This is a genomic window from Fulvivirga marina, assembly GCF_016775155.1.
GTDB lineage: Bacteria > Bacteroidota > Bacteroidia > Cytophagales > Cyclobacteriaceae > Fulvivirga > Fulvivirga marina.
In genome coordinates, this window is the sequence record NZ_JAEUGD010000066.1 from 227,216 (window position 1) to 248,751 (window position 21,536).

The 21,536-nt window shown below is 39.4% G+C and carries 18 protein-coding genes; 10 read left to right on the forward strand and 8 right to left on the reverse strand.

The annotated features are described in order from the left end of the window. Window positions 1-108: 108 nt before the first annotated feature. The 3 genes from JMN32_RS21930 to JMN32_RS21940 are packed head-to-tail and all read right to left on the reverse strand — an operon-like array spanning window position 109 to window position 2,044. Window positions 109-333, reverse strand: a complete 225-nt coding sequence (locus tag JMN32_RS21930) for a ferredoxin (protein ID WP_202858526.1) — start codon at window positions 331-333, stop codon at window positions 109-111. Further along, window positions 326-1,579: a peptidase U32 family protein gene (locus JMN32_RS21935; protein WP_238354583.1), complete on the reverse strand. Its 1,254-nt coding sequence runs from the start codon at window positions 1,577-1,579 to the stop codon at window positions 326-328. Before JMN32_RS21935 ends, JMN32_RS21930 begins: the two co-directional genes overlap by 8 nt. A 9-nt stretch (window positions 1,580-1,588) precedes the next feature. Then, complete coding sequence (locus JMN32_RS21940) at window positions 1,589-2,044, reverse strand: 6-pyruvoyl trahydropterin synthase family protein (RefSeq protein ID WP_202858527.1); 456 nt, start codon at window positions 2,042-2,044, stop codon at window positions 1,589-1,591. A 308-nt stretch (window positions 2,045-2,352) separates the two neighbouring features. Here JMN32_RS21940 and JMN32_RS21945 point away from each other — a divergent pair, with 308 nt between their 5' ends. The 6 genes from JMN32_RS21945 (at window position 2,353) to JMN32_RS21970 (ending at window position 11,750) form a co-directional block, all read left to right on the forward strand. Beyond that, window positions 2,353-3,453, forward strand: coding sequence for an alpha/beta fold hydrolase (locus JMN32_RS21945; protein WP_202858528.1), 1,101 nt, complete (start codon window positions 2,353-2,355; stop codon window positions 3,451-3,453). 432 nt (window positions 3,454-3,885) lie between these two features. After that, entirely contained in the window at window positions 3,886-4,689 is an 804-nt protein-coding gene (locus JMN32_RS21950; RefSeq protein WP_202858529.1) for a M57 family metalloprotease, read from the forward strand. A 323-nt stretch (window positions 4,690-5,012) separates the two neighbouring features. Next, on the forward strand, window positions 5,013-7,433 hold the full coding sequence (locus tag JMN32_RS21955) for a glycoside hydrolase family 31 protein (RefSeq protein ID WP_202858530.1): 2,421 nt from the start codon (window positions 5,013-5,015) through the stop codon (window positions 7,431-7,433). 44 nt (window positions 7,434-7,477) lie between these two features. Beyond that, complete coding sequence (locus JMN32_RS21960) at window positions 7,478-8,842, forward strand: alpha-amylase family glycosyl hydrolase (RefSeq protein ID WP_202858531.1); 1,365 nt, start codon at window positions 7,478-7,480, stop codon at window positions 8,840-8,842. 67 nt (window positions 8,843-8,909) lie between these two features. After that, window positions 8,910-10,439 carry an MFS transporter gene (locus tag JMN32_RS21965; protein ID WP_202858532.1) on the forward strand — a complete coding sequence of 510 codons (1,530 nt, stop codon included), beginning with the start codon at window positions 8,910-8,912 and terminating at the stop codon, window positions 10,437-10,439. 168 nt (window positions 10,440-10,607) lie between these two features. Beyond that, window positions 10,608-11,750: a hypothetical protein gene (locus tag JMN32_RS21970; RefSeq protein ID WP_202858533.1), complete on the forward strand. Its 1,143-nt coding sequence runs from the start codon at window positions 10,608-10,610 to the stop codon at window positions 11,748-11,750. A gap of 62 nt (window positions 11,751-11,812) precedes the next feature. Here the strand turns inward: JMN32_RS21970 and JMN32_RS21975 are convergent, their stop codons facing one another. Then, entirely contained in the window at window positions 11,813-13,033 is a 1,221-nt protein-coding gene (locus tag JMN32_RS21975) for a DEAD/DEAH box helicase (RefSeq protein ID WP_202858534.1), read from the reverse strand. A gap of 167 nt (window positions 13,034-13,200) precedes the next feature. Here JMN32_RS21975 and JMN32_RS21980 point away from each other — a divergent pair, with 167 nt between their 5' ends. Beyond that, window positions 13,201-13,857 (forward strand): HAD family hydrolase, encoded by a 657-nt coding sequence (locus JMN32_RS21980; protein ID WP_202858535.1) that lies wholly within the window; start codon window positions 13,201-13,203, stop codon window positions 13,855-13,857. Window positions 13,858-13,927: 70 nt separating this feature from the next. On the opposite strand, the gene JMN32_RS21985 is transcribed toward JMN32_RS21980, so the two are convergent. Together JMN32_RS21985 and JMN32_RS21990 are read right to left on the reverse strand one after the other, a co-directional pair. Beyond that, a complete protein-coding gene (locus tag JMN32_RS21985) occupies window positions 13,928-15,844 on the reverse strand; it encodes a PAS domain S-box protein (RefSeq protein WP_238354584.1) in 1,917 nt (638 codons plus the stop codon). Window positions 15,845-15,895: 51 nt separating this feature from the next. Further along, window positions 15,896-16,396, reverse strand: a complete 501-nt coding sequence (locus JMN32_RS21990; RefSeq protein ID WP_202858537.1) for a YfiR family protein — start codon at window positions 16,394-16,396, stop codon at window positions 15,896-15,898. Window positions 16,397-16,630: 234 nt separating this feature from the next. Here JMN32_RS21990 and msrB point away from each other — a divergent pair, with 234 nt between their 5' ends. Beyond that, a complete protein-coding gene (gene msrB / locus JMN32_RS21995; RefSeq protein WP_202858538.1) occupies window positions 16,631-17,134 on the forward strand; it encodes a peptide-methionine (R)-S-oxide reductase MsrB in 504 nt (167 codons plus the stop codon). A gap of 40 nt (window positions 17,135-17,174) precedes the next feature. On the opposite strand, the gene JMN32_RS22000 is transcribed toward msrB, so the two are convergent. Together JMN32_RS22000 and JMN32_RS22005 are read right to left on the reverse strand one after the other, a co-directional pair. Further along, a complete protein-coding gene (locus JMN32_RS22000) occupies window positions 17,175-18,242 on the reverse strand; it encodes a polysaccharide deacetylase family protein (protein ID WP_202858539.1) in 1,068 nt (355 codons plus the stop codon). Window positions 18,243-18,255: 13 nt separating this feature from the next. Beyond that, window positions 18,256-19,098, reverse strand: a complete 843-nt coding sequence (locus JMN32_RS22005) for a glucosaminidase domain-containing protein (protein ID WP_202858540.1) — start codon at window positions 19,096-19,098, stop codon at window positions 18,256-18,258. A gap of 105 nt (window positions 19,099-19,203) precedes the next feature. On the opposite strand from JMN32_RS22005, the gene lhgO reads away from it, so the two are divergent. Further along, window positions 19,204-20,406: an L-2-hydroxyglutarate oxidase gene (gene lhgO / locus JMN32_RS22010; protein ID WP_202858541.1), complete on the forward strand. Its 1,203-nt coding sequence runs from the start codon at window positions 19,204-19,206 to the stop codon at window positions 20,404-20,406. Window positions 20,407-20,425: 19 nt separating this feature from the next. Then, window positions 20,426-21,535 carry a molybdopterin-synthase adenylyltransferase MoeB gene (moeB, locus tag JMN32_RS22015; RefSeq protein ID WP_202858542.1) on the forward strand — a complete coding sequence of 370 codons (1,110 nt, stop codon included), beginning with the start codon at window positions 20,426-20,428 and terminating at the stop codon, window positions 21,533-21,535. Window position 21,536 lies beyond the last annotated feature (1 nt).

Genomic DNA, 21,536 nt, shown 5'->3' on the forward strand with positions numbered 1-21,536 from the left:
CTATCCGGAGGTTGCTTGAAAGGCCCAAATCGCTTTTCAGGCAACCTTTTTCTATTTGATTACTTCTCTAATATTAATTACTTCTCTAATACTTACACCCCTCAAAACTCATACAACTTTAATAATATTTACCGGACAAGCCTTCGCTACTTCATTCAAAAGCACCTCAGAATGGCCCTCAGCTATAGATAAAATATATAATCCTTTCTTAATTTCCCCTCCGACTAATGTAGCTTTTCCATCTTTTTGTGACATTCTCCAAATATTAGGTTGCATTTCAAAGCAAATATTACATCCGATACACTTATTTCTGTAATGAATAACTTTAGCCATTTTGTTCCTTCACTACTTTGTAAAGCTTGTCATTTTTCGAAACTTTCACCTCTAAAGAAATGGTTAGCTTACCTCCCTTTACTGCCTCCTTGCTGTCTTCTCCATTGACCTTAAAGTTTTCTGCCTTTAGTGAAGTCACACCGGTTTTTGGACTAATAAGCATAAGTTCATCACCTTGTTTAATATTTCCTGCTTCTATCAAAAATTCCCCCACCTGTATGTTGGGGTAATATTTAGTACCCTTTGCAATGTATATCTTCTTTTGAGTCGCAGATGATCCGGGCTGATTGGTCCATTCGCCGAGCTTACGTCCGAGGTAATATCCATCCCAAAAACCACGATTATAAACAGTAGAAAGCTCCTTTTTCCAGCCATCAATTTTATCTCCTCCATATTTTCCTTGCTCAATCGCATCCAGAGCTTCCCGGTAGCATTTTGTGGCTTTATAAACATAATCCGCTGAACGGCCTCTTCCTTCAATTTTAATAATACGAATCCCTGTATTTACAATTTCGTCAAGAAAGTCTATGGTACAGAGGTCCTTAGCACTCATAATATACTCATTGTCGATTTCAAACTCAGTACCATCTTCCTTATCTGTTACGATATATGGCTTTCTACAATTCTGTACACAAGCCCCTCTGTTAGCGGACCCAAAATGAGAATGAAGACTAAGGTAACACTTACCGGATATGGCCATGCATAATGCTCCATGAGCAAAAACCTCCAGCCTGATCAAATTACCTGAAGGCCCTTTCAACTTTCTCCTTGCTATTTCACTTGACATATGAGCAACCTGTTTTAAACTTAACTCTCGAGCCAGCACTATAGTATCTGCAAAGGCAGAAAAAAATTCAACAGTTTCTATATTACTCACATTGGCTTGTGTGGAGATATGTACAGACAACCCAATAGTTTTTGCCTCCTGCAAAACAGCATAGTCCGAAGCTATAATAGCATGTATACCAGCTTCTTTAGCTTGACGAAGTAATCTCCTCATCAATTGAATATCATGATCATACAAAATTGTATTTACTGTGAGATATGCCCGCACATCATGAATATTGCACTGACTCACAATATTTTGCATATCCTCAACAGTAAAGTTACTGGCGGAGCGGGCTCTCATATTCAATTGCTCTACTCCAAAGTAAACGGCATCTGCTCCCCCTTGTATAGCGGCAGCCAACGCCTCAAATGAACCCGCAGGAGCCAGTAGTTCAACCTTGCTATTTATGTAATCCATATTATCTCCTTAAATTTCTTGCACACTTTTATTGTCTTCAGCATACCACTCTGCATAACTTGTTGCCGTTTCCCTAAGCATTAAACGATGCAGGGCCACCCCCTCTGGAAAAAGTTTTTGCAGTCTCTCTGCAAAATCGATGATCATGCATTCACACGTGGGTTGATAATTAACAATGACCATCTTGGTAGCCTTGGGCAGGTAGGTAAATCTTCTGTCACTATGATGTATCACAAAAGCATGATCAAAGGGTTGGATAATTGCCTCATTCACAATCTGCTTCAATATAGAAAAATCCATTACCATACCAGCTTCTTCCACCCCTTCCGCCCTGAGTGGCTTACCTTTAACCGTTACCTCCAGGCCATAGGAGTGCCCATGCACGTTATAGCACTTACCTCTATATTCTGAAAGCGCATGAGCCATTTCAAAAGTAAATTCTTTGGTAATTCTTATGGTGTTCATTCCCTCCTGCTTTAAGGCGCGAATATAGCAATCAGTAGCAGTCTGGTTCATGATAAAAATCAGGAAATAAAATGTGATTTGTTATTTACAGGAATAGCCAATGCTCTATCAGGCTTCAAATCAAGGAATGTGTAACATTTAAACAAAAGATTACTACGCCCTCTTTTTTTATATAATATTTTGGAATAAAAGTTACAATGTAATTTTAACCAAGAAACTTAGTAATATTTTAAATAAATAATGTCCAAATTGCGCCAGTTTTTGAAACGTCTATTATGAAAATTTTATATTAGTTAAACTATATTTCTATGAGAAACTTATTACAAACAACTACACTGGTAATGGTAATGGTATTATTTTCACTCTCTGCCCTATGCCAATCTGCAAACCAAAAAAGTACTTTTATGCTTGTTCATGGCTCCTGGCATGGAGACTGGTCTTGGTACCTTTTAGAAGAAAAATTAACAAAAGCGGGTCATGAAGTAATTTCAGTCAACTTACCTGGACATGGTTTGCAATATAACAATGCATCACAAATTACGCTTAGTGACTATGAAACCGCCGTGGTAAATGCTTTGGATCAGGTTCAAAACAAAGTGATCCTGGTTGGTCATAGCCTTGGAGGATTAATAATTTCAGCTGCTGCTGAAAAAAGACCAAACAAAGTTCAGTCTCTCGTATACCTGGCAGCCTTCTTATTGAAAAATGGACAGTCAGTTATGGATGTATCTGTACAGGATTCAACCTCTCTTATATTTCCTAGCACAACCATTGACAGCGAGAACAGAATTGTTCACCTAAGCCCTGGGCGCATAGTTGACGTGTTTTATGAAGATGCCCCTAAAGAAACCGTAATCTTATCACGAAAATTATTAACTCCTGAGCCTCTACTCCCCTTGTCAACCCCGCTTGAAATAACAGAAAGAAACTATGGCAGTATTGATCGATACTACATCACCACAAATCAAGACAGAGCCATATCTCCATATATTCAGAAAAAAATGTATACCGCTTCCCCATGCAAAGAAGTATTCGAAATTAATAGCGGACATTCTCCTTTTTTTTCCAATGTACCTGAACTCAACAATATACTACTTAACATCTCCAAAGAAACTAACGCCGTTGCTGACATTAAAAAGTCTATAGTTTCTGCCAACAAAACCGAGCATTTACAGCTAACTTTATACCCCAACCCAACCGATGAAAGCCTAAATATCGTTCTTCCTCAGGAGTTCGAAGAGGTAAGCCTAACGATCACCACTATGTACGGCGAGGTAGTCTTGACAGACGAAATCAAAAAGCCGTCTGAAGTTGTAAGTGTAAATCTACCAAAAACTAAAAGTAAAGAACTCATCGTGTCCGTTACAGGCAATAATCAGTACTACAAAGGAAAAGTATTAAGACGTTAGTGATCTCTAATTGGTCCTTAACACTTCTCAAGCTTAGCAACATTTAAAAAGTAAGTAACCTCACCACCCACGACCTTCAATTATTGGTCTGGGTGGTGGGTAAGTTTGAAACACTCCAAATATGTGTCCTAATTTTCAGCAACTTGCCTTTAGAGTACGTATAACATAGCACATCTAAATTAGGAACTACAGCCAGCATCAGCATTCCCTTTCTCTCACAGTTACTTGACAGTGTTTATAAAAATTGATAGCTTCAATTTTCACATCTTTCTAAGCAAACTAACTCCATCAGACTTCCGTACGTCTCTCAACAAACCTAAATCCTCACTTTCCTCTTGCATGTAATATCCTCCCTTATTTTTAAAAGCATTATAAATCAATGCTTTGTATATTAAGTTTGAAAATCATTTTCCATCCTAAACCACTTTTATTATGACTAACCCAAAATTGCTGGCCATCGGCATGGCCATATGTCTATTGGTTTCCTGTAGCGAACAGGAAAATGTCGCACCCGAAAAAGAGGCTATTTCTCCTGAATCCATTGCTAAGCTGAACGCTCTGGGCTTTAAAACTGACAATGCATTCAAATACAATGGTTCTCTTGTTGTTGAAGGTGATATTGTACTTAACGAAGCCGACCTAAATCATATGAAGCCGTCTAACATCGTTGCTATTGAGGAACAGTATCATACTGACAACTTAGTATCCTCACTGCCACGCACTATTGACGTATATGTGAGTACCAGCTTTTCATCGAAGTACTTTACTGCTGTAGATGCGGCAATAACAAGGTACAATAGTGAAAACTTAAATCTCACTTTTCAACGAGTAACGAGCTCCAGTGGTGCTGATATAGCTATCAACCCCTCTCCCTGGTGGTACTATTGGTTTGGAATTCTGGGATCTGCAGGATTTCCAACAGCAGGTGGAGACCCGCATAATGAGATTCTACTTACTACGCAGTACTATGACGGAGTAAGTGATATTGGTGCCCTAACTACCACTATTGCTCACGAAATGGGCCACTGCATCGGCTTCCGCCACACAGACTATATGGACAGAAGCTATAGCTGCGGTGGAAGTGCTGACGATGAAGGAGATGGTGGTGTTGGCGCGAACCACATTCCGGGAACACCTACCAACCCGGATGCTGCTTCCTGGATGCTTGCCTGCTCTGATGGCAGTGACAGGCCTTTCAACACCAATGACAAAACAGCTCTTGATTACCTTTATTAAAACCAGTTAAAACTAAAACAGCTTTAAAAAGAAACCCTACAAAATGTGGGTTTCTTTTTATACCGTATTCTCAATTCTAACAGACCGTAACTCCTCCTATCAATACCCCTGATCAAGGCATTTTGCAATGGAAATTACTTACAAACCAGCGTTGTATGTAACGACCGAATTTCAAGAACATTCCATACAATCGTCAACGCAATCGTTTTCGGTACTTTTTTGGTCCAAACGGTCGATTCGTAAGGAATAATGTCTTTAATTCGTCTGAATTACAGTCACTAAAAGGCCGGATTTTTGGCTTTTTTTTAACTAACTTTAGATAAATGATAGTATCTCAATCATCATCAAAAACCAACCTTAACAACAGCTTGGATAACCTGATTCAGTTTGAAGAAAAGTATAATGGTATAGAGGGAAAAACTGGCAGTTATCAGTTTCGTGTTCTTGTTTATTCAGCAAATATAATCCGCGTCCATATCACTGCTAATGAGAAATTTGACGAGCAATCATATGCAGTTATAGCCAAACCGGAATTTGAGGATTTCAATCTTGAAGATGCTACAAATCATTTGATACTTAAAACCAGTGCAATAAATCTTAAAATAGATAAGCACCCTGTACGCTTTTCTTTTTATGACAAACACGGGAATATCATTAACGAAGACGAGACCTTTGGTACTTCATGGATTGGGGAACAGGTTACAACTTACAAAAAACTGCAAAACGGTGAGCGTTTTATTGGTCTTGGAGAAAAGACGGGACCTTTAGACCGAAGAGGACATGGCTACCAACATTGGAATACTGACAGCTTTGCATATGATCCTGAAAGTGACCCATTATACTGCTCCACGCCATTTTATATGGGCTTACATAACAAACTTGCTTACGGCATTTTCCTTGATAATTCTCATAAATCGCACTTTAACTTTGGCGCTTCAAATGACAGGTTTTCGAGCTTTTCGGCTGACAGCGGCGATATGAACTATTATTTTATTTACCACGACTCAGTGGATGAGATAATACAATCATACACTTACCTGACAGGCAGAATGTCAGTGCCTCCTATGTGGAGTATCGGCTACCAACAGTGCAGGTACAGCTATTACCCTGACAAAGAAGCTTTAACAGTAGCTCAAACTTTTAGAGATAAAGATATCCCAGCCGATGTAATTGTTTTTGATATCCACTATATGGAAGACTACAAAATCTTCACCTGGGACAAAGTAAAGTTTGCCAACCCTGAAAAAATGATCGCTCAGCTTAGAGAATTAGGATTTCATATAGTGGTCATGTGCGACCCTGGTATTAAGATCGAAAAGGGATATGAGGCTTATGAAGACGGTAAAGAGAATGATGTTTTCCTCAAATACCCTGATGGCAGCTATTACTCTGGTGCAGTATGGCCCGGCTGGTGTCATTTCCCTGATTTCACCAATCCAAAAACCAGAGTTTGGTGGGGAGATAAATTAAAAGGATATGTCGAAATGGGTGTCCATGGCTTCTGGAATGATATGAATGAAATTGCCACTTGGGGGCAAATGATGCCTGAACTGATTGAGTTCGACTTTGAGGGTAGCAAAGGAACCACAAGAAAAGGTCGTAACCTATATGGGATGCAGATGGCCAAAAGTACTTTCGAAGGAGCCAAACATCACCTTAACGGCAAAAGACCTTTTAACCTTACCCGTGCAGGCTTCTCGGGTGTACAGCGATATTCTGCGGTATGGACAGGCGACAATGTCGCTAATGATGAGCACATGCTTGTAGGTGTAAGACTGGTAAATAGTATGGGGCTGACTGGTATTGCATTCGCCGGTTATGATGTCGGCGGTTTTGTAGGAAACTCCAGTGAGCACTTGTTTGCCAGATGGGTACAATTAGGTGCCTTCTCTCCTTTCTTCAGAGGTCATAGCATGATCAACAGCCGCGATTCGGAGCCTTGGGCATACGGTGAAGAAGTAGAAGAAATTTCAAGAAATTATATCAGGTTGCGCTACAAGTTAATGCCATATATTTACAGTGCCTTTTTTGAAGCTGCTAAGACCGGCACACCCATAGCCAGAAGCCTTGCTATTGATTATAGTCATGATGATATGATTTATGATGAGCGTTATCACAATCAGTATATGTTTGGGAAAAACATACTTGTTGCCCCTGTAGAAAGCACAAAGCACCTGACAAAGGTTTATTTACCTGAAGGAGATTGGTATGAATTCTTTACTGATCAACATTACCATGGCAAACAGGAGATTATTGCGGAGTGCCCAATTGAACGTTTACCTTTATTCGTAAAGGCCTCATCAATAATACCAATAAGTCCACAAGCAAGCTATAATACCACAAACCTGGGTGATACCTTGGAGTTTCATATCTACGCCGGCAAAAAAGCTGCGATCTACACTTATTACGAAGATGACGGGGACTCCTACGAATATGAGGAAGGCAATTATTACAAACGTACAATACAGTATGATCCGAAAGACTCATCTATCAAAATATCTAAAGTGGAAGGGGCTTTCAATTCACGATTTAAAAACATCAAAGTATGTCTTCATGGCTTTGAACTTGCTCCAATCTCAATAGATGGCAAGGTTATAGCAACTGAAACATATGATTATCAGTTCGTATTACCTATTTCCAACTTTGATCCTATTTACACTGAACCAAACACCAAGCTTGTGGTAAAAGATCTTAAAGTCCTTTCCATTGAGAACAGCAACGATGAAGTAGTAATCAAATGGTAAGAAACTGATTTCCAAATCACTTATTTAACCTATCCAATCCTACTATGAAGAAGTATAGCATCTATTTTCTTACCCTTGTCTTGGCAGGCATTTACGCATGTACACCTGCAGAAGGTAGTAAAGAAGAAGAAAAAGCCAAGGCCACTAAAGAAGAAGTCACTTTTCCTGAGTTGGCTGGTAATATGACGATATACGAAGTTAACATTCGCCAATTCACTCCTGAAGGCACTTTTAAAGCCTTTAATGAACACTTACCAAGATTAAAAGAATTAGGAACTGAAATTCTATGGCTTATGCCTATACAGCCAATTGGTGAGAAAAATAGGAAAGGCAGCCTGGGCAGTTACTACTCTATAAAAGATTATAAAGCTGTCAACCCTGAATTTGGCACATTAGAAGATTTTAAGACTACCGTTGATAAAGCCCATGAACTTGGAATGTATGTTATACTTGATTGGGTACCTAACCACACCGCCTGGGACCACCCATGGATCAAAGGACATCCGGAATATTATGCAAAAGATAGTCTCGGAAATATTACCTATGAAGCAGATTGGACTGATATTGCTTTACTAGACCACTCTAATGCAGAAACCAGGAAGGAAATGATTGATGCCATGAAGTTCTGGATTGATGAAACAGATATTGATGGTTTCAGGTGCGATCATGCTGGTCATGAAATACCCCTTTACTTCTGGGAAGAAGCTACCGCAACTCTAGATTCAATAAAAGATTTATTTTGGCTGGCCGAATGGGACGAACCCAGAATGCATATGGAATTGGACGTTACCTACAACTGGAGTATACTGCATGCAACTGAAAGCGTTGCCAAAGGAGAGCATTCAGCCGATGAACTGTATGAGTCTATAGAAAAGGATCTTGCTCATTACGGACATAGCCCTTTCAGACTACTAATGACTACCAATCACGATGAAAATGCCTGGGCAGGAACCGTATTTGAGCGATATGGAGAAGGTCACAAAGCCTTTGCGGTCTTTACTTTCACAGTTTATGGAATACCTATGATCTATAGTGGTCAGGAAGTTGGCCTGGACAAAAGACTGGCATTCTTTGAAAAAGACAGTATTAGCTGGAACGATGAAAACGGCTTAACTGACTTTTATAAAAAACTTGTAAAACTGAGAAAAGACAATGCTGCGTTATGGAGTGGTCATTACGGGGGCATGCCAGAAAAGATCAATTCTAATAATGAGAACATATTAGTATATAGCAGAAAAAAGGACAACAACCAAGTTCTGGTTATCCTCAATCTCAGCAACAAACCACAGAAAATAGAACTGAGCCCTGAGCTATCAGGGGAATATGAGAACTACATGACCAATGAGCAGATTGATCTCACCAGCCTTAAATCTTTAAAACCTTACGAATACATTGTAATTGTTAAATAATATGAAAATCGCCTTTCTTGCCTAACGAGGAAGGCGATTTTTATTTCAACCCTACCGATAAATAAAAATGGAGAAGGTATCCCTTACATCTGAAAAACCGAAGTTAAGTTTTTGGCAGATCTGGAATATGAGCTTTGGATTTCTGGGTATCCAGTTTGGTTTTGCTCTACAGAATGCTAACACAAGCCGCATTTTTGAAACCTTAGGCGGTGACACTAAAAACCTGGCGTTTTACTGGCTGGCGGCACCAGTAACAGGCTTACTGGTACAACCATTGATAGGTTATTACAGCGATCGAACCTGGCACCCAAAATGGGGACGAAGAAGACCATTTTTTGCAATTGGAGCTCTTTTAGCATCAATAGCTTTGATTATTATGCCTAACTCCCCTAGCCTATGGATCGCCATTGGCATGCTCTGGATTATGGATGGTTCCATAAATATCAGCATGGAGCCATTCAGAGCATTTGTCGGAGATATGCTACCTCCGTCACAGCGCACTGCAGGTTTCGCAATGCAGAGTTTCTTTATTGGTATTGGTGCGGTGGTAGCTTCAGCATTACCGTGGATGTTCACCAATTGGGTCGGCCTATCCAACACAGCAGTTGCAGGAGAAATTCCCGAATCGGTAAAATGGTCATTCTATGTAGGCGCCTTTGCTTTTTTTGCTGCGGTAATGTGGACCGTGCTATCAACCAAGGAATACCCTCCGGATAAAGAAGATATTAACCCTGAAAAAAAAGATGAGCCAATACAGATCAAATTTGCACCTGAAGTGTATATGAAAATAGGTCTTGCTCTTTTAGCAGTTGCTGCATTACTTACAATCTGGTTTTACACCCAACAATTAGACCCTCAACTATATGTGTTGTGCGGTGTTATTTCGGTTTTTGGTTTATCCTACTTCATAGCATCATTATTTATGAAGAAAAACTTATATCGCAACGGTTTTGTCCAAATAGTTCGAGATTTTCAAAATATGCCTAAAACCATGATCCAACTGGCCTTCGTCCAGTTCTTTTCTTGGTTTGCTCTCTTTGCCATGTGGATATATACAACATCAGCTGTTACCAGCCACATCTACCTGTCTACCGACACAACAAGCTTGGCCTATAACGAAGGGGCTGACTGGGTCTCCCTTCTTTTTAGTGGCTACAACGGTATAGCCGCTATTGCCGCACTTGTACTGCCTTACCTAGCCAAATTGACCAGTCGCCGCATCACTCACCTTATGGCATTAACATGTGGTGGGCTCGGACTCATTTCTTTTTACTTCATTAGTGATCCCGACTGGTTGATCTTATCCATGGTAGGGGTTGGCATAGCCTGGGCAAGTATACTATCAGTACCTTATGCTATGCTTTCCTCAGCACTCCCTGCAAAGAAAATGGGTTACTATATGGGTATCTTTAATTTCTTTATTGTGATCCCTCAAATTGTTGCGGCCAGTGTACTGGGATTCATGATCTCAACCTTCTTCGACAGTGAGTTTATTTATGCGCTGATCATTGGAGGGATTTCTATGATACTTGCAGGTTTGCTTTGCCTGGGTGTTAACGATGAAGACGAGGTATCAATGAAAGAAAATGCTATCTAAGTAATAGCTATAATTTGTAGCGGTAAATCATGCTAAGACTTTATAATTTGGCATCAATTATGTTTATTGCAGCACTTATTGGTCATAGCATATAGAACATATTTGAATAGTTGCTTGTGAGCTTAATAGCCAAAGCAGTTCTGTATGCAGCTGGAAACTTACTTGCATATGAAAAAAATTTACTTTTTATTATTACTATTTGCTCCTCTTTTACTAACCGACTGTACATCTGGCAAGAAGGCATTCGAACAAGGAGATTATTACCAAGCTGTTTTAAAGGCTGTTAACAGGTTACGCCAAAAACCTGATCATAAAAAGTCCAAAGAGACCTTGCGAAGAGGGTATCCACTGGCACTGGAAACTATCGAAAACAGCGCCAGTAATAGCCTGGCCAGCAATGCTCCCTTCAAGTACCGCGATGCACTTCGAAAATACCAGCAAGTCAACGTTATGTATGAAGAGATCAGAAGATCTCCTGGAGCACTAAGGGTAATTCATAACCCTAAAAACTACTACGATAAGCTGCCTGAACTTAAAGAAAGAGCTGCAAATGAAAGCTATGAAGCAGGTATAACCGCATTAAATCGGCAAACCCGTGAAGATGCAAAAACAGCCTACTTTCTTTTTAAAGATGTACAAGACTATGTACCGGGATACAAAGATGTATTGAATAAAATAGAAGAAGCTCATTTTATTGCCACACTTAAAGTAGTAGTGGAGCAAATACCTGTTCATTCAAGGTTCAGGCTAAGTGCAGCCTTTTTTCAGGATAAAATCGAAGAATACCTCCACTCACAGTACAGAAGCAATCAATTTGTAAGGTTCTATACTCCTCTTGAGGCAGATAAAGAGAAGCTGCCTTATGTAGATCAATATCTCAGGTTGGAATTTGATGAGTTTACTGTGGGGGAAACACATGTAATTAAAGAAACAGAAACTTTTAGCAGGGATAGTGTAAAGGTTGGCTCAGTGGAAGTTGATGGAGAAAAAATAGATGCTTATGGAACGGTAACAGCAAAACTTACAACATGGAAAAAAGAGGTAATCTCCAAAGGCATCTTCAGCATGCGGGTTTTTGATGCCCAATCCGATGCAGTGCTTAGCCATAAAAAATTCAATGGTGAATTTGTATGGTTCTCCAAATGGGGCACGTTTAGCGGCGACGATAGAGCACTTAGCAAAGATCAATTAGATATTTGCAACAACTCAGAGGTCCCTCCGCCCCCTCCTCAGGATATGTTTATAGAATTTACCAAACCCATTTATGATCAACTGACATCAGCTGTCAACTCATTTTACTCCCGATATTAGGGGGCTACTCATAAAATAAAAAAAAGGCTTCGGGGTTCCCGAAGCCTTTTTTGTCATATCTATCAGTTTTTCTTTTTGAAACTTTTTCTAGGCTTTCTTGGTCTTCCATACCCACCGTTTCGCCTTTTCTTGGGTTGGTATACCGGAGCTTCTCCAAGTGACTCTGGAACTTTCCCTTTAGGTACTGGAGCTCCTAAGAGTTCTTCGATGCTTAGAAACTTACTCTGTTCCTTTTCATTAATAAATGTAAAAGCCACTCCTTTTGAAGCTGCTCGTGCCGTTCTTCCAATACGATGAATATAATCTTCACCATCATTAGGAACATCATAGTTAATCACCAATTCAATATCCTCGATATCTATACCACGTGACATGATGTCTGTGGCTACCAATATATTGAGTTTTCTGTTTTTGAAATCTCTTAGTACCTGCTCCCTTTCATTTTGATCAAGATCTGAATGTATATCTTCAGCTTTAAAACCGAGTCCCTTTAACTCTTTTGCTAACTGCTTAGCACTACTTTTTGTACTACAAAACACAATAACACTCTGTAGTTTTTTTGCCTGAAGCAAATATTTGGCAAGGGGTATCTTTTGACTATCGTATACAGCAAAGGCTACCTGTAAAATGCGTTCAGCTGGTTTGGACACCGCGATGTTAATTTCAACAGGATCGGCCAGTATCTTCTTTGCAAGCTCTCTGATTTTTGGGGGCATGGTAGCCGAAAACAGCAGGTTTTGACGCTGCTTCGGAAGATGAGATATGATCTTCATCAGGTCATCATAAAATCCCATATCCAGCATACGATCTGCTTCATCAAGAATGAGATGTTGAAGGGCATCGACCTTCACATAGCCCATATTAAGGTGTGCAATCAAGCGTCCAGGAGTACCTACTATTACATCCGCACCTTCGGAAAGTGCCTGTTTCTCTCGAGTAAAGGAACTTCCGTCGCTCCCTCCATAAACCGCTATGGAGCTTACAGATGTAAAATACGACAGTCCTTCCATCTGCTGGTCAATCTGAACAGCCAGTTCCCTCGTGGGCACAATGATCAATGCTTTTATATGATTGTCATCTTGCTCTTTTGACAATATCTGATGGATGACAGGCAGTAAGAAAGCTGCCGTTTTGCCCGTACCTGTCTGGGCTGAGGCAATCATATCTTTGCCACTTAATATTTCCGGAATTGCCTGCTCCTGAACCGGAGTAGCATTCTCAAAACCGATGGCCTCAATCCCCTCTAAAAGGCGATTGTCCAGGCCCAAATCTTTAAATTTCAATATTTACTTTATTTAAAGTCAACAGCACCAATTACTTCGCAGTACTTCCCAATAGCTGAGAGTATCTTCATTTTGCGCAAGATACTCAAATTTATTACATAATCGTTGTAACAAAATATTATCATTGCACTGTAATTACAAATTATATCAACAAAAAAATCCACTTCATGTTTAAACAACTCATTTTTGATTGCGATGGCGTACTAGTAGATACAGAAATAATAGCTGCTGAGGTCATGACTAAGGCTTTTACACAATTCGACATTCACATCACTGTTGAGGAGTATTTAACCACTTACACAGGAAAAACCATTTCGTCCATATTCAATTCATTATTATCTCCAGAGCAACTTCAAAACATAAGTCTGAAAGATTTTACTCATCAATGTGATGTTGATATTTATAACCAGTTAAGACCTGTAAAGGGTATGCAGAAAGTGGTAAGATCCTTACCATTTCCTAAAGCAGTTGTATCAAACAGTAGCTTATGGCAAGTAAAAAAGGCTGTTAAACATATTGGTCTGGAGGATATTTTTAATGAACGACTCTTCTCTTCTGAAATGGTATCTAACCCAAAGCCATTTCCTGACATTTATCTCCACGCAGCCAAAAACCTGGGTATTAGCCCCGAACTGTGTCTGGTAGTTGAAGACAGCAAAAGTGGTGTTAAAGCTGCCGTTGAAGCCGGCATGACTGTCATAGGCTTTACAGGAGCCAGCCATATACGTAATGGGCATGGAGAAATTTTACTTGAGATAGGGGCCAATCATGTAGCATCCAGTCCCGAAGAGTTAAATGCTCTTATTGAAAAACTAACCGCATAATAAAAAACCTTCCCCGATCAGGAGAAGGTTTTTCATCACTTATTTATTTTGAGTTACCTCGTCCTCTCTCTTATTTATACTCAGTAATGTCAGTAGTAAACATCATAATCTTAGCAGTAGAACCATCTCTGTTTCGGATAGGTGCATAACTCTCTTTCAAATATCTTGCCTTACCTGTCTTATCAATTCTCATATATTCCCCTTCTTTCACCTGACCAGAAGAAAGGTCTCTCCAGAACAGTTTATATTCATCTGATGTTTTCTCTTCCTTCGTAACAAATATTCTGTGGAACTCCCCTACCAATTCGTCTTTGCTGTAACCCATCAGATCAAGGAAATTACGATTTACGTTTACGATCTTGCCCTCTGGGTCAAACTCAACAGTTGCAACAGCTTGATTGATAGCTTCCATGGTATTTTCAGCTTCTGCCTGTCCTCTTTGCATCTCTTCCTGAGTAGCTTGCAACTCTTCCATGTTCTGTCTCATCTCTTCCTCCTGTGATCTCATCTGCTCGGTCATTTCTTGAGATTCTTCAAGCAAGCTTTGCGTTTTGGCATTGATTTTAACCGAAGACACTGTAGATGCAATGGTTTCTGCGATTTTTTCAACAAACTCTATTTCATGCTCTTCAAATGCATAGAACGATGCAATTTCCACCACACCATATATCTCTTCATTAACCTTCAACGGAACAATCAGTATACTCTTTGGATTCGCATCGCCCAACCCTGAAGTGATCTTAATATAGTTATCCGGTACCTCTGTAAGGTAGATTGTATCCATTTCAAGCCACACCTGACCAGCAAGACCTTCACCTTTGTATACTTTTTGATTAAGGTACTTTTTCTTATCCCAGGCATAAACTGCCATCAAAGTCATACAAGGGTCATCAGATTCATTGTCATCTATAATATAAATCCCCCCTTGATTAGCCCTCATATACTTCACGAGATTCCGAACAATATCGTCACTAAGTTTGCTGATGTTATCATTATTCTTTCTAAGGATATCTCCAAACTTAGCAAGCCCTTCTGTAGACCAATTCCTTTTCTTATCTTCTTCAGCCACACGAGACAGGTTCTCTCTCATCTCAAGTAGTGCATTACCTAGCACATCATGATCACTTAATGGTTTAAATTCCGAATCATAGCTGCCTTTACCTATATTTTCTGCAAACAGGGTAGTTGACCTCAGGCCATGGATGAGGCTATCCATAGCAGAAGCCATTTCTCCAATTTCGTCATTATTATAATTGCGTCCCGAGTCATCCACAAGCTCTCCTTTGCCCAATTTAACGACTATGTCCTTAATATAATTAATAGGCCTAGTTATCGATCGTGCCATAACAAATGCCATGAAAAGGCTCAAAGCAACAATAATAACACCCAGAATTATCGTAATATTTCTTAATTGACTCGCAGCTGTTTTCAGATCAGCATCAGATTCTTCTGTTACTTCCTGCTGCATTTCAGCTACCTTATCCAGCATGGAAATAATCGATGATGTAAGTGGTATTATCTGGCTTTCAATTGCGTCCTCTGCCAAAAGTTTTGTCAGTGGGTCCTCATAGTTTTCAAATGTCACCAATTGCCCCATAACTTCCTTCTCTACTTTCAACAGCTTATCAAACTCTGTAAACACTGAATCCATCAACTGCTTCTGACTATCAATCTCCCAATTCACCATCAAACCAGTGATATCCTCCTTCAACTCAGGATAGTCAAATTCGTGAAGGTCCCTCAAAGCATCTTTATCATCAGTATTACTCTGAAGGTACACCCAGTTCGTAATAAGCATTTTAGAACGGGTCACCAAAAGAATAAAATCATTAATTGCTTCTTTTGACGGCCTGATCACCTCAGATGAGCGATTTACCACTTGATCAATTACATTACCATTGTAAAAAATGATAGAAGCATTGAGTACAAACAATACAATGAGGATGAGAAAACCACCAAAAATTTTATTCCCAATTTTAAATTTCATCTTTCGCATATAGCTGAATCTGTAGATTAAATATTGTTACTTAGTTATTAGTTAAATAATAATTGCTAATCGGCTTAACTCTGTTGATACTTTCAAGTCGGCACGATCCATTGCGGCCCTGTTAAGTTCAAAAGCAAGTTTGCCATTACGGATCACAAAATTAATATTACTGCCCTCTTTTCCCATCCCTTCCTTTTCAGTTATTATCATAGTATTTTTCCCATTCAACCTAGACAAAAGGCCCTCTAGTTGATTGCCCGACTCTTTGGACATAAAAATAATCTCACTATCAGTCACTTCACTAACCGAATCAAATTTCTTTATTATGATGGTTCGGTTTCCGGCCTTTTTTACTTCTGCCATTTTCTGAAGATAAGGGATCAAAGGCGAGTCTCCCAAAACTCCAATGATGAAATCTGAAGAAGTATCTCCTCCCGGCCATTGAACATAGCGAATGAAACTATAAATATAAACTGAATGTAACTGGTAATTTTGCGCCTGCACTGCTAGGCCAAAAAATAAAAATGTAAAAATAAAAAATAGCTTTCTCATGAATTGAACGGCTTAAAGCACAACTCCCTACCCTTGTAAAGTAAGCTTCATTTGTTTTAATTTCAAAAAATAACTCCAAAATAGCAATTTAAAAGGTAAATACATCAAATTCACCCTAAGTTTACCAAAATAGTTTTTTGTCTTCAATCAGACATAAAAAGGCAAATTACTAAATAAAAGAAACCTTAATATACAAAAACAGTTTGTAATATTTTATCGTAAGATATGAGTGATATGAAAATTTTAAATACATCCTCCGTTCTACTAATTTTGACATTAACATTTAGCCTTGTATCGTGTAGCAAAGGACAGGAGGCTAAAAAGACCATTGAAAGAAATAAAAAGGATAAAATAATGAAATCTGAAGAAGAATGGAAAAAGGAACTTTCCCAGGAAGAATACCACATTCTAAGGGAAAAGGGTACCGAACGGGCCTTTACAGGTAAGTACTGGAATAACCACAAAGAAGGTGTTTACTACTGCGCAGCTTGCCATCAAAAATTATTTGATTCTGGCACCAAGTATGAGTCTGGTAGCGGTTGGCCAAGCTTCTACGAACCTATCGACGACGAAAATGTAGAAGTAAAGAAAGATACCAGCTTTGGAATGGTTCGCGAAGAAGTGGTTTGTTCAAGATGTGGGGGACACTTGGGACATGTTTTCCCTGATGGCCCTGAACCTACAGGTCTGAGATACTGTATCAACTCAGCAGCGCTGGACTTCAAAGAGGAAAAATAGAATTTCCATCAGGGGCTACTGACTTACTACCCTTAGCCCCTCATTCTTTAACTTCAGGCTTCACCCACAAATGGCTGTACCAATGCCATTGCCCATTTTTAGACTGAGCTGTAATTGTATAAAGAGTCCTTCTTTTATTAAGCTGTGCATTTGCTTTTAATTTTATACTTAAAGGATCTTTATGTATCACTTGCATTTCACAACTACCTCCCTGCACAAAACACTGCAATGAGCCTACATTCAATTGATCGTTAATAAAATTCACTTCAAGTTCTGGAGGGTTCTCAGAAATTAGCACCGACTTTGGATACTCTTTCTTTACACTAAGAGGCTCCATCCTGACTTTCTCCGCAAACCCATTAATAGCAGCATAGGCATTAGCCATAGGAAACCTGGGCAAAGCAAAATAATCACTATGATTGCTCATTACACCGGAGTTCTGAGCTGTTGCGGCAACAAACCCCATCTGCTCAGCTGCATCTTTCATTTCAGGACTATATTCACCATAAGGATATGCCAGGACTGCGGGCTTTATACCAAGGTGCTTTTGCAACAATCCCTGGGCCTTCTCAATATCATATATAAATTGCTGAATACGTTCCCTATCTGGGATATTCAAAAAATAAGCATGTGAATGACTGTGATTCCCTATCTCCACTCCTTCCTTAGAAAGTTGGCGTAGTTCTTCCCAATCAAGATAGTCTCCACCTCCAACCGTTTCGGTATTCACGAATAGTGTTGCCGGATACCCATACTTACGTAATAACGGCATGCCTCCGGATTTAAAAGAATTATAACCATCATCAATGGTAATAACGGCTACTTTTTCATTATCTCCGCCCGATTTTAGGTATTTTACTGCATCAGAAAGGGTCATTACTATAAACTGATTATCCTGCAGGTATTGAAGATGAGCAGCAAAATCTTCGAGGCTTACATTGGTAGATGGATACTCACTATCTCCAAAACGGTGATATACAAAACAAACAGCCGACCTCTCTCTCTCAATGGAATCATTATTATAGATTTCTTGAGTAGATTTTCCCTTTGAGCGAGAGTTGCAGGATATAGCCATAGACAACAAAGTACACATGATCATTAATCTCATTATCTCGTAATTTTTAAAGAATAATTCTATTCTCACTATTATAATATGATGGGTCCAATTCAAGGCTATCATATTGAGTCAGATTATTCTTTTTCATCACCATGTTTAACCTTGAGACATAGGTGTAGCGTAACTCTGAATAGTTCTTCAGAAAATAAGTCAACTGATAAGGGTCTTTGATCTTTAAGCGTTGTTTTCGATAGTTTCCATAAGCATTAGCCCTGGAAAGAGTAAGAAAGTAATCCCGAATGGAACCTCGTAGATCAGGGTATTTACGCAAAAAAATGGGCCGACTACCTCTACTTTGAGATGCCATGATCCTATCTTCATCAGGATTATATGACCACACACCAAAAATGTTGTTAGCCTCATTAAAAAAACGTGAACTCCCCCAACCACTCTCAATAGCAGCCTGTGCAAGTACTATACTTGTTGGGTGGGTTGCCATTCGATTATAAAGATCCTCAGGCCCTCTAGCCTTAAATTCTGTCATTTTAGCATCAAAAAAAACTCTATCCTCTATGTTAATGAGCTTATCATTGGTCATCCTCCAAATGATATTACCTATACGTGCTCTTTCCTCTGCCAGATTATGCTTAACCAATAAAACAGAAGGTAACAGCATCTCTATAAATTTCTCCTTCTTTTCCTGAACGGTAAGTTTGCTAAAATTAATCTTACTATCATAAAGTACAGGCCTCACCCACTTTCCCAACACCGGGTTAATGTCTTCGGGTGTTTCTGCAATAACAAAAGCTGGCTTCAACACGGGGTCAGAGCAACCGATAAAAAAAGCCAACAGTATTAAAAAACAAACACTTCTACGCTTAGTTAACAGACTATACTTATTCAACATTTTTCAAAGTTACATCTCTTTGAGATAATAAAGATGCTAGGTGCATCTTTCTCGATTTCAAAAAACATATTATATCTTCGCATTCTTACAACAAACACATAAGTCTTGAAGTACGATATAATTGTTATAGGCGCCGGGATTGTTGGTCTCGCTACGGCCTTAAAGATAAAAACAAAAAAACCAGCCCTTAAGTTATTGGTAATCGATAAAGAAAATAAACTGGCTGCACACCAGACCGGGCATAACAGTGGCGTGATACATTCGGGGCTTTATTATAAACCAGGAAGCCTTAAAGCAACAAATTGTATTAACGGGTACCACCAACTCATTACTTTCTGTGATGAAAATGGAATTGACTATGACTTATGTGGCAAAATTGTAGTAGCCACTTCCCAAGAGGAAATTCCTCTAATGCATAACTTACTTAAAAGAGGGGAACAAAATGGGCTCACCAACATGAAGCTTTTAAAAGCTGACGAACTCAAAGAATATGAGCCCCATGTAAATGGTTTGGAAGGCATTTTTGTACCTCAAACAGGTATTGTTGACTATAAGGTTGTTGCTCAAAAATATGCTGAGCGTATTAAAGATAAAGGTGGAGAGATCAAACTTGGAGAAAAGGTTACTGGTATACATACGGAAAGCTCAGGAAGTACAGTTACCACCAATATTGAAAGCTATAAAACCAAGCTTGTTGTAAACTGTGCAGGACTATATTCTGATAAAGTGGCCAAATTTACACATCAAAAAATAAATGTTAAAATTATCCCTTTCAGAGGAGAATACTATAAACTGAATGAAGACAAAGAAGGACTGGTAAAAAACCTGATCTATCCGGTTCCCGATCCAAATTTCCCATTCCTTGGAGTTCACTTTACCCGAATGATGGAAGGTGGTGTAGAGGCAGGTCCTAATGCTGTATTGGCATTTAGACGAGAAGGGTACAAAAAAAGTGATATTAATCTGGCTGAGCTCGGGGAATCACTAGCTTGGCCTGGCTTTCAGAAGGTAGCTATGAAATACTGGAAAACCGGAATGGGGGAAATGTACAGGTCTTTTTCAAAAGCTGCATTTACCAAGGCTCTTCAAAAGTTACTACCGGAAATCCGTGAAGAAGACTTGCAGCCAGGAGGGGCCGGTGTACGCGCTCAGGCATGCGACCGCAATGGAGGGCTGATAGACGATTTTCTGATCTTGGAAAACGAATATGCCGTCAATGTATGTAATGCTCCATCTCCTGCTGCAACCTCCTCATTATCTATTGGAGATACTGTATCAAATCTTGCATTAAAACGTTTTAATAACTGATCATAACTTGATTTCAAATATGCTTACTACTAATGAACTTGCCCGATATCAGCGACACCTTACTTTACCACAATTTGGTAAGTCAGGACAGGAAAAACTGAAGGCTTCAAAAGTACTAGTAGTAGGTTCGGGTGGACTAGGAAGCCCGGTTTTGCTCTATCTGGCAGCTGCAGGTGTAGGAACCATTGGTATTGTTGATTTCGATCAGGTAGACGAGACCAACCTTCAAAGGCAAGTATTATTTCAGCAAAGTGACATTGGTAAATCAAAGTCACAACTTGCTGCGGATAAATTAAAAGCACTAAACCCATATATTGAAGTAGCGGTATATGAAACTCGTCTGACCTCAAAAAATGCTCTTGAAGTGCTAAAAGGCTATGACCTGATCATCGATGGAACCGACAATTTCCCCACCAGATATCTGATTAACGATGCATGCACCATGCTTGGAAAGCCATTTGTGTATGGGTCAATCTTCAGATTTGAAGGACAGGTAGCCGTATTTAACTATCGAAATGGCCCAACATACAGGGATTTATACCCTGAACCTCCCGAACCTGAATCCGTACCTAACTGTGCGGAAGGAGGTGTAATAGGTGTACTGCCTGGAATAATCGGATCTATGCAAGCCAATGAAGCTATAAAAGTATTGGCCAAGATCGGGGAACCACTTACTGGTAAGATACTTATCTTCGATGCCTTGAATATGCAAAGCAGGATCATTAAAATTAACAGAAATAAAAACGCTCCTGTAATTGAAAAACTCATCGACTATGAAGAGTTTTGTTATGGAGCTAAAACAACAAAAACCATGAAAGAAATAACTGTACAAGAGTTAAAATCACTTCAGGAGTCTGGTGAAGACTTCCAATTACTAGATGTTCGTGAACCTCATGAATATGATATTGCGAATTTAAATGGTGAGCTTATCCCGATGCAACAGGTTCCAGAAGCCGGTGAGAAGATCGCCAGGGATAAAAAAGTAGTGGTGCATTGCCGTAGCGGTGCCAGAAGTGCCCAGGCCATACAGTACTGGGAAAGTAAATATGGTCTTGACAACCTTTACAACTTAAAAGGTGGTATCCTGGAATGGGCCAGAGAAATTGACCCTGAAATGCAACAATACTAAA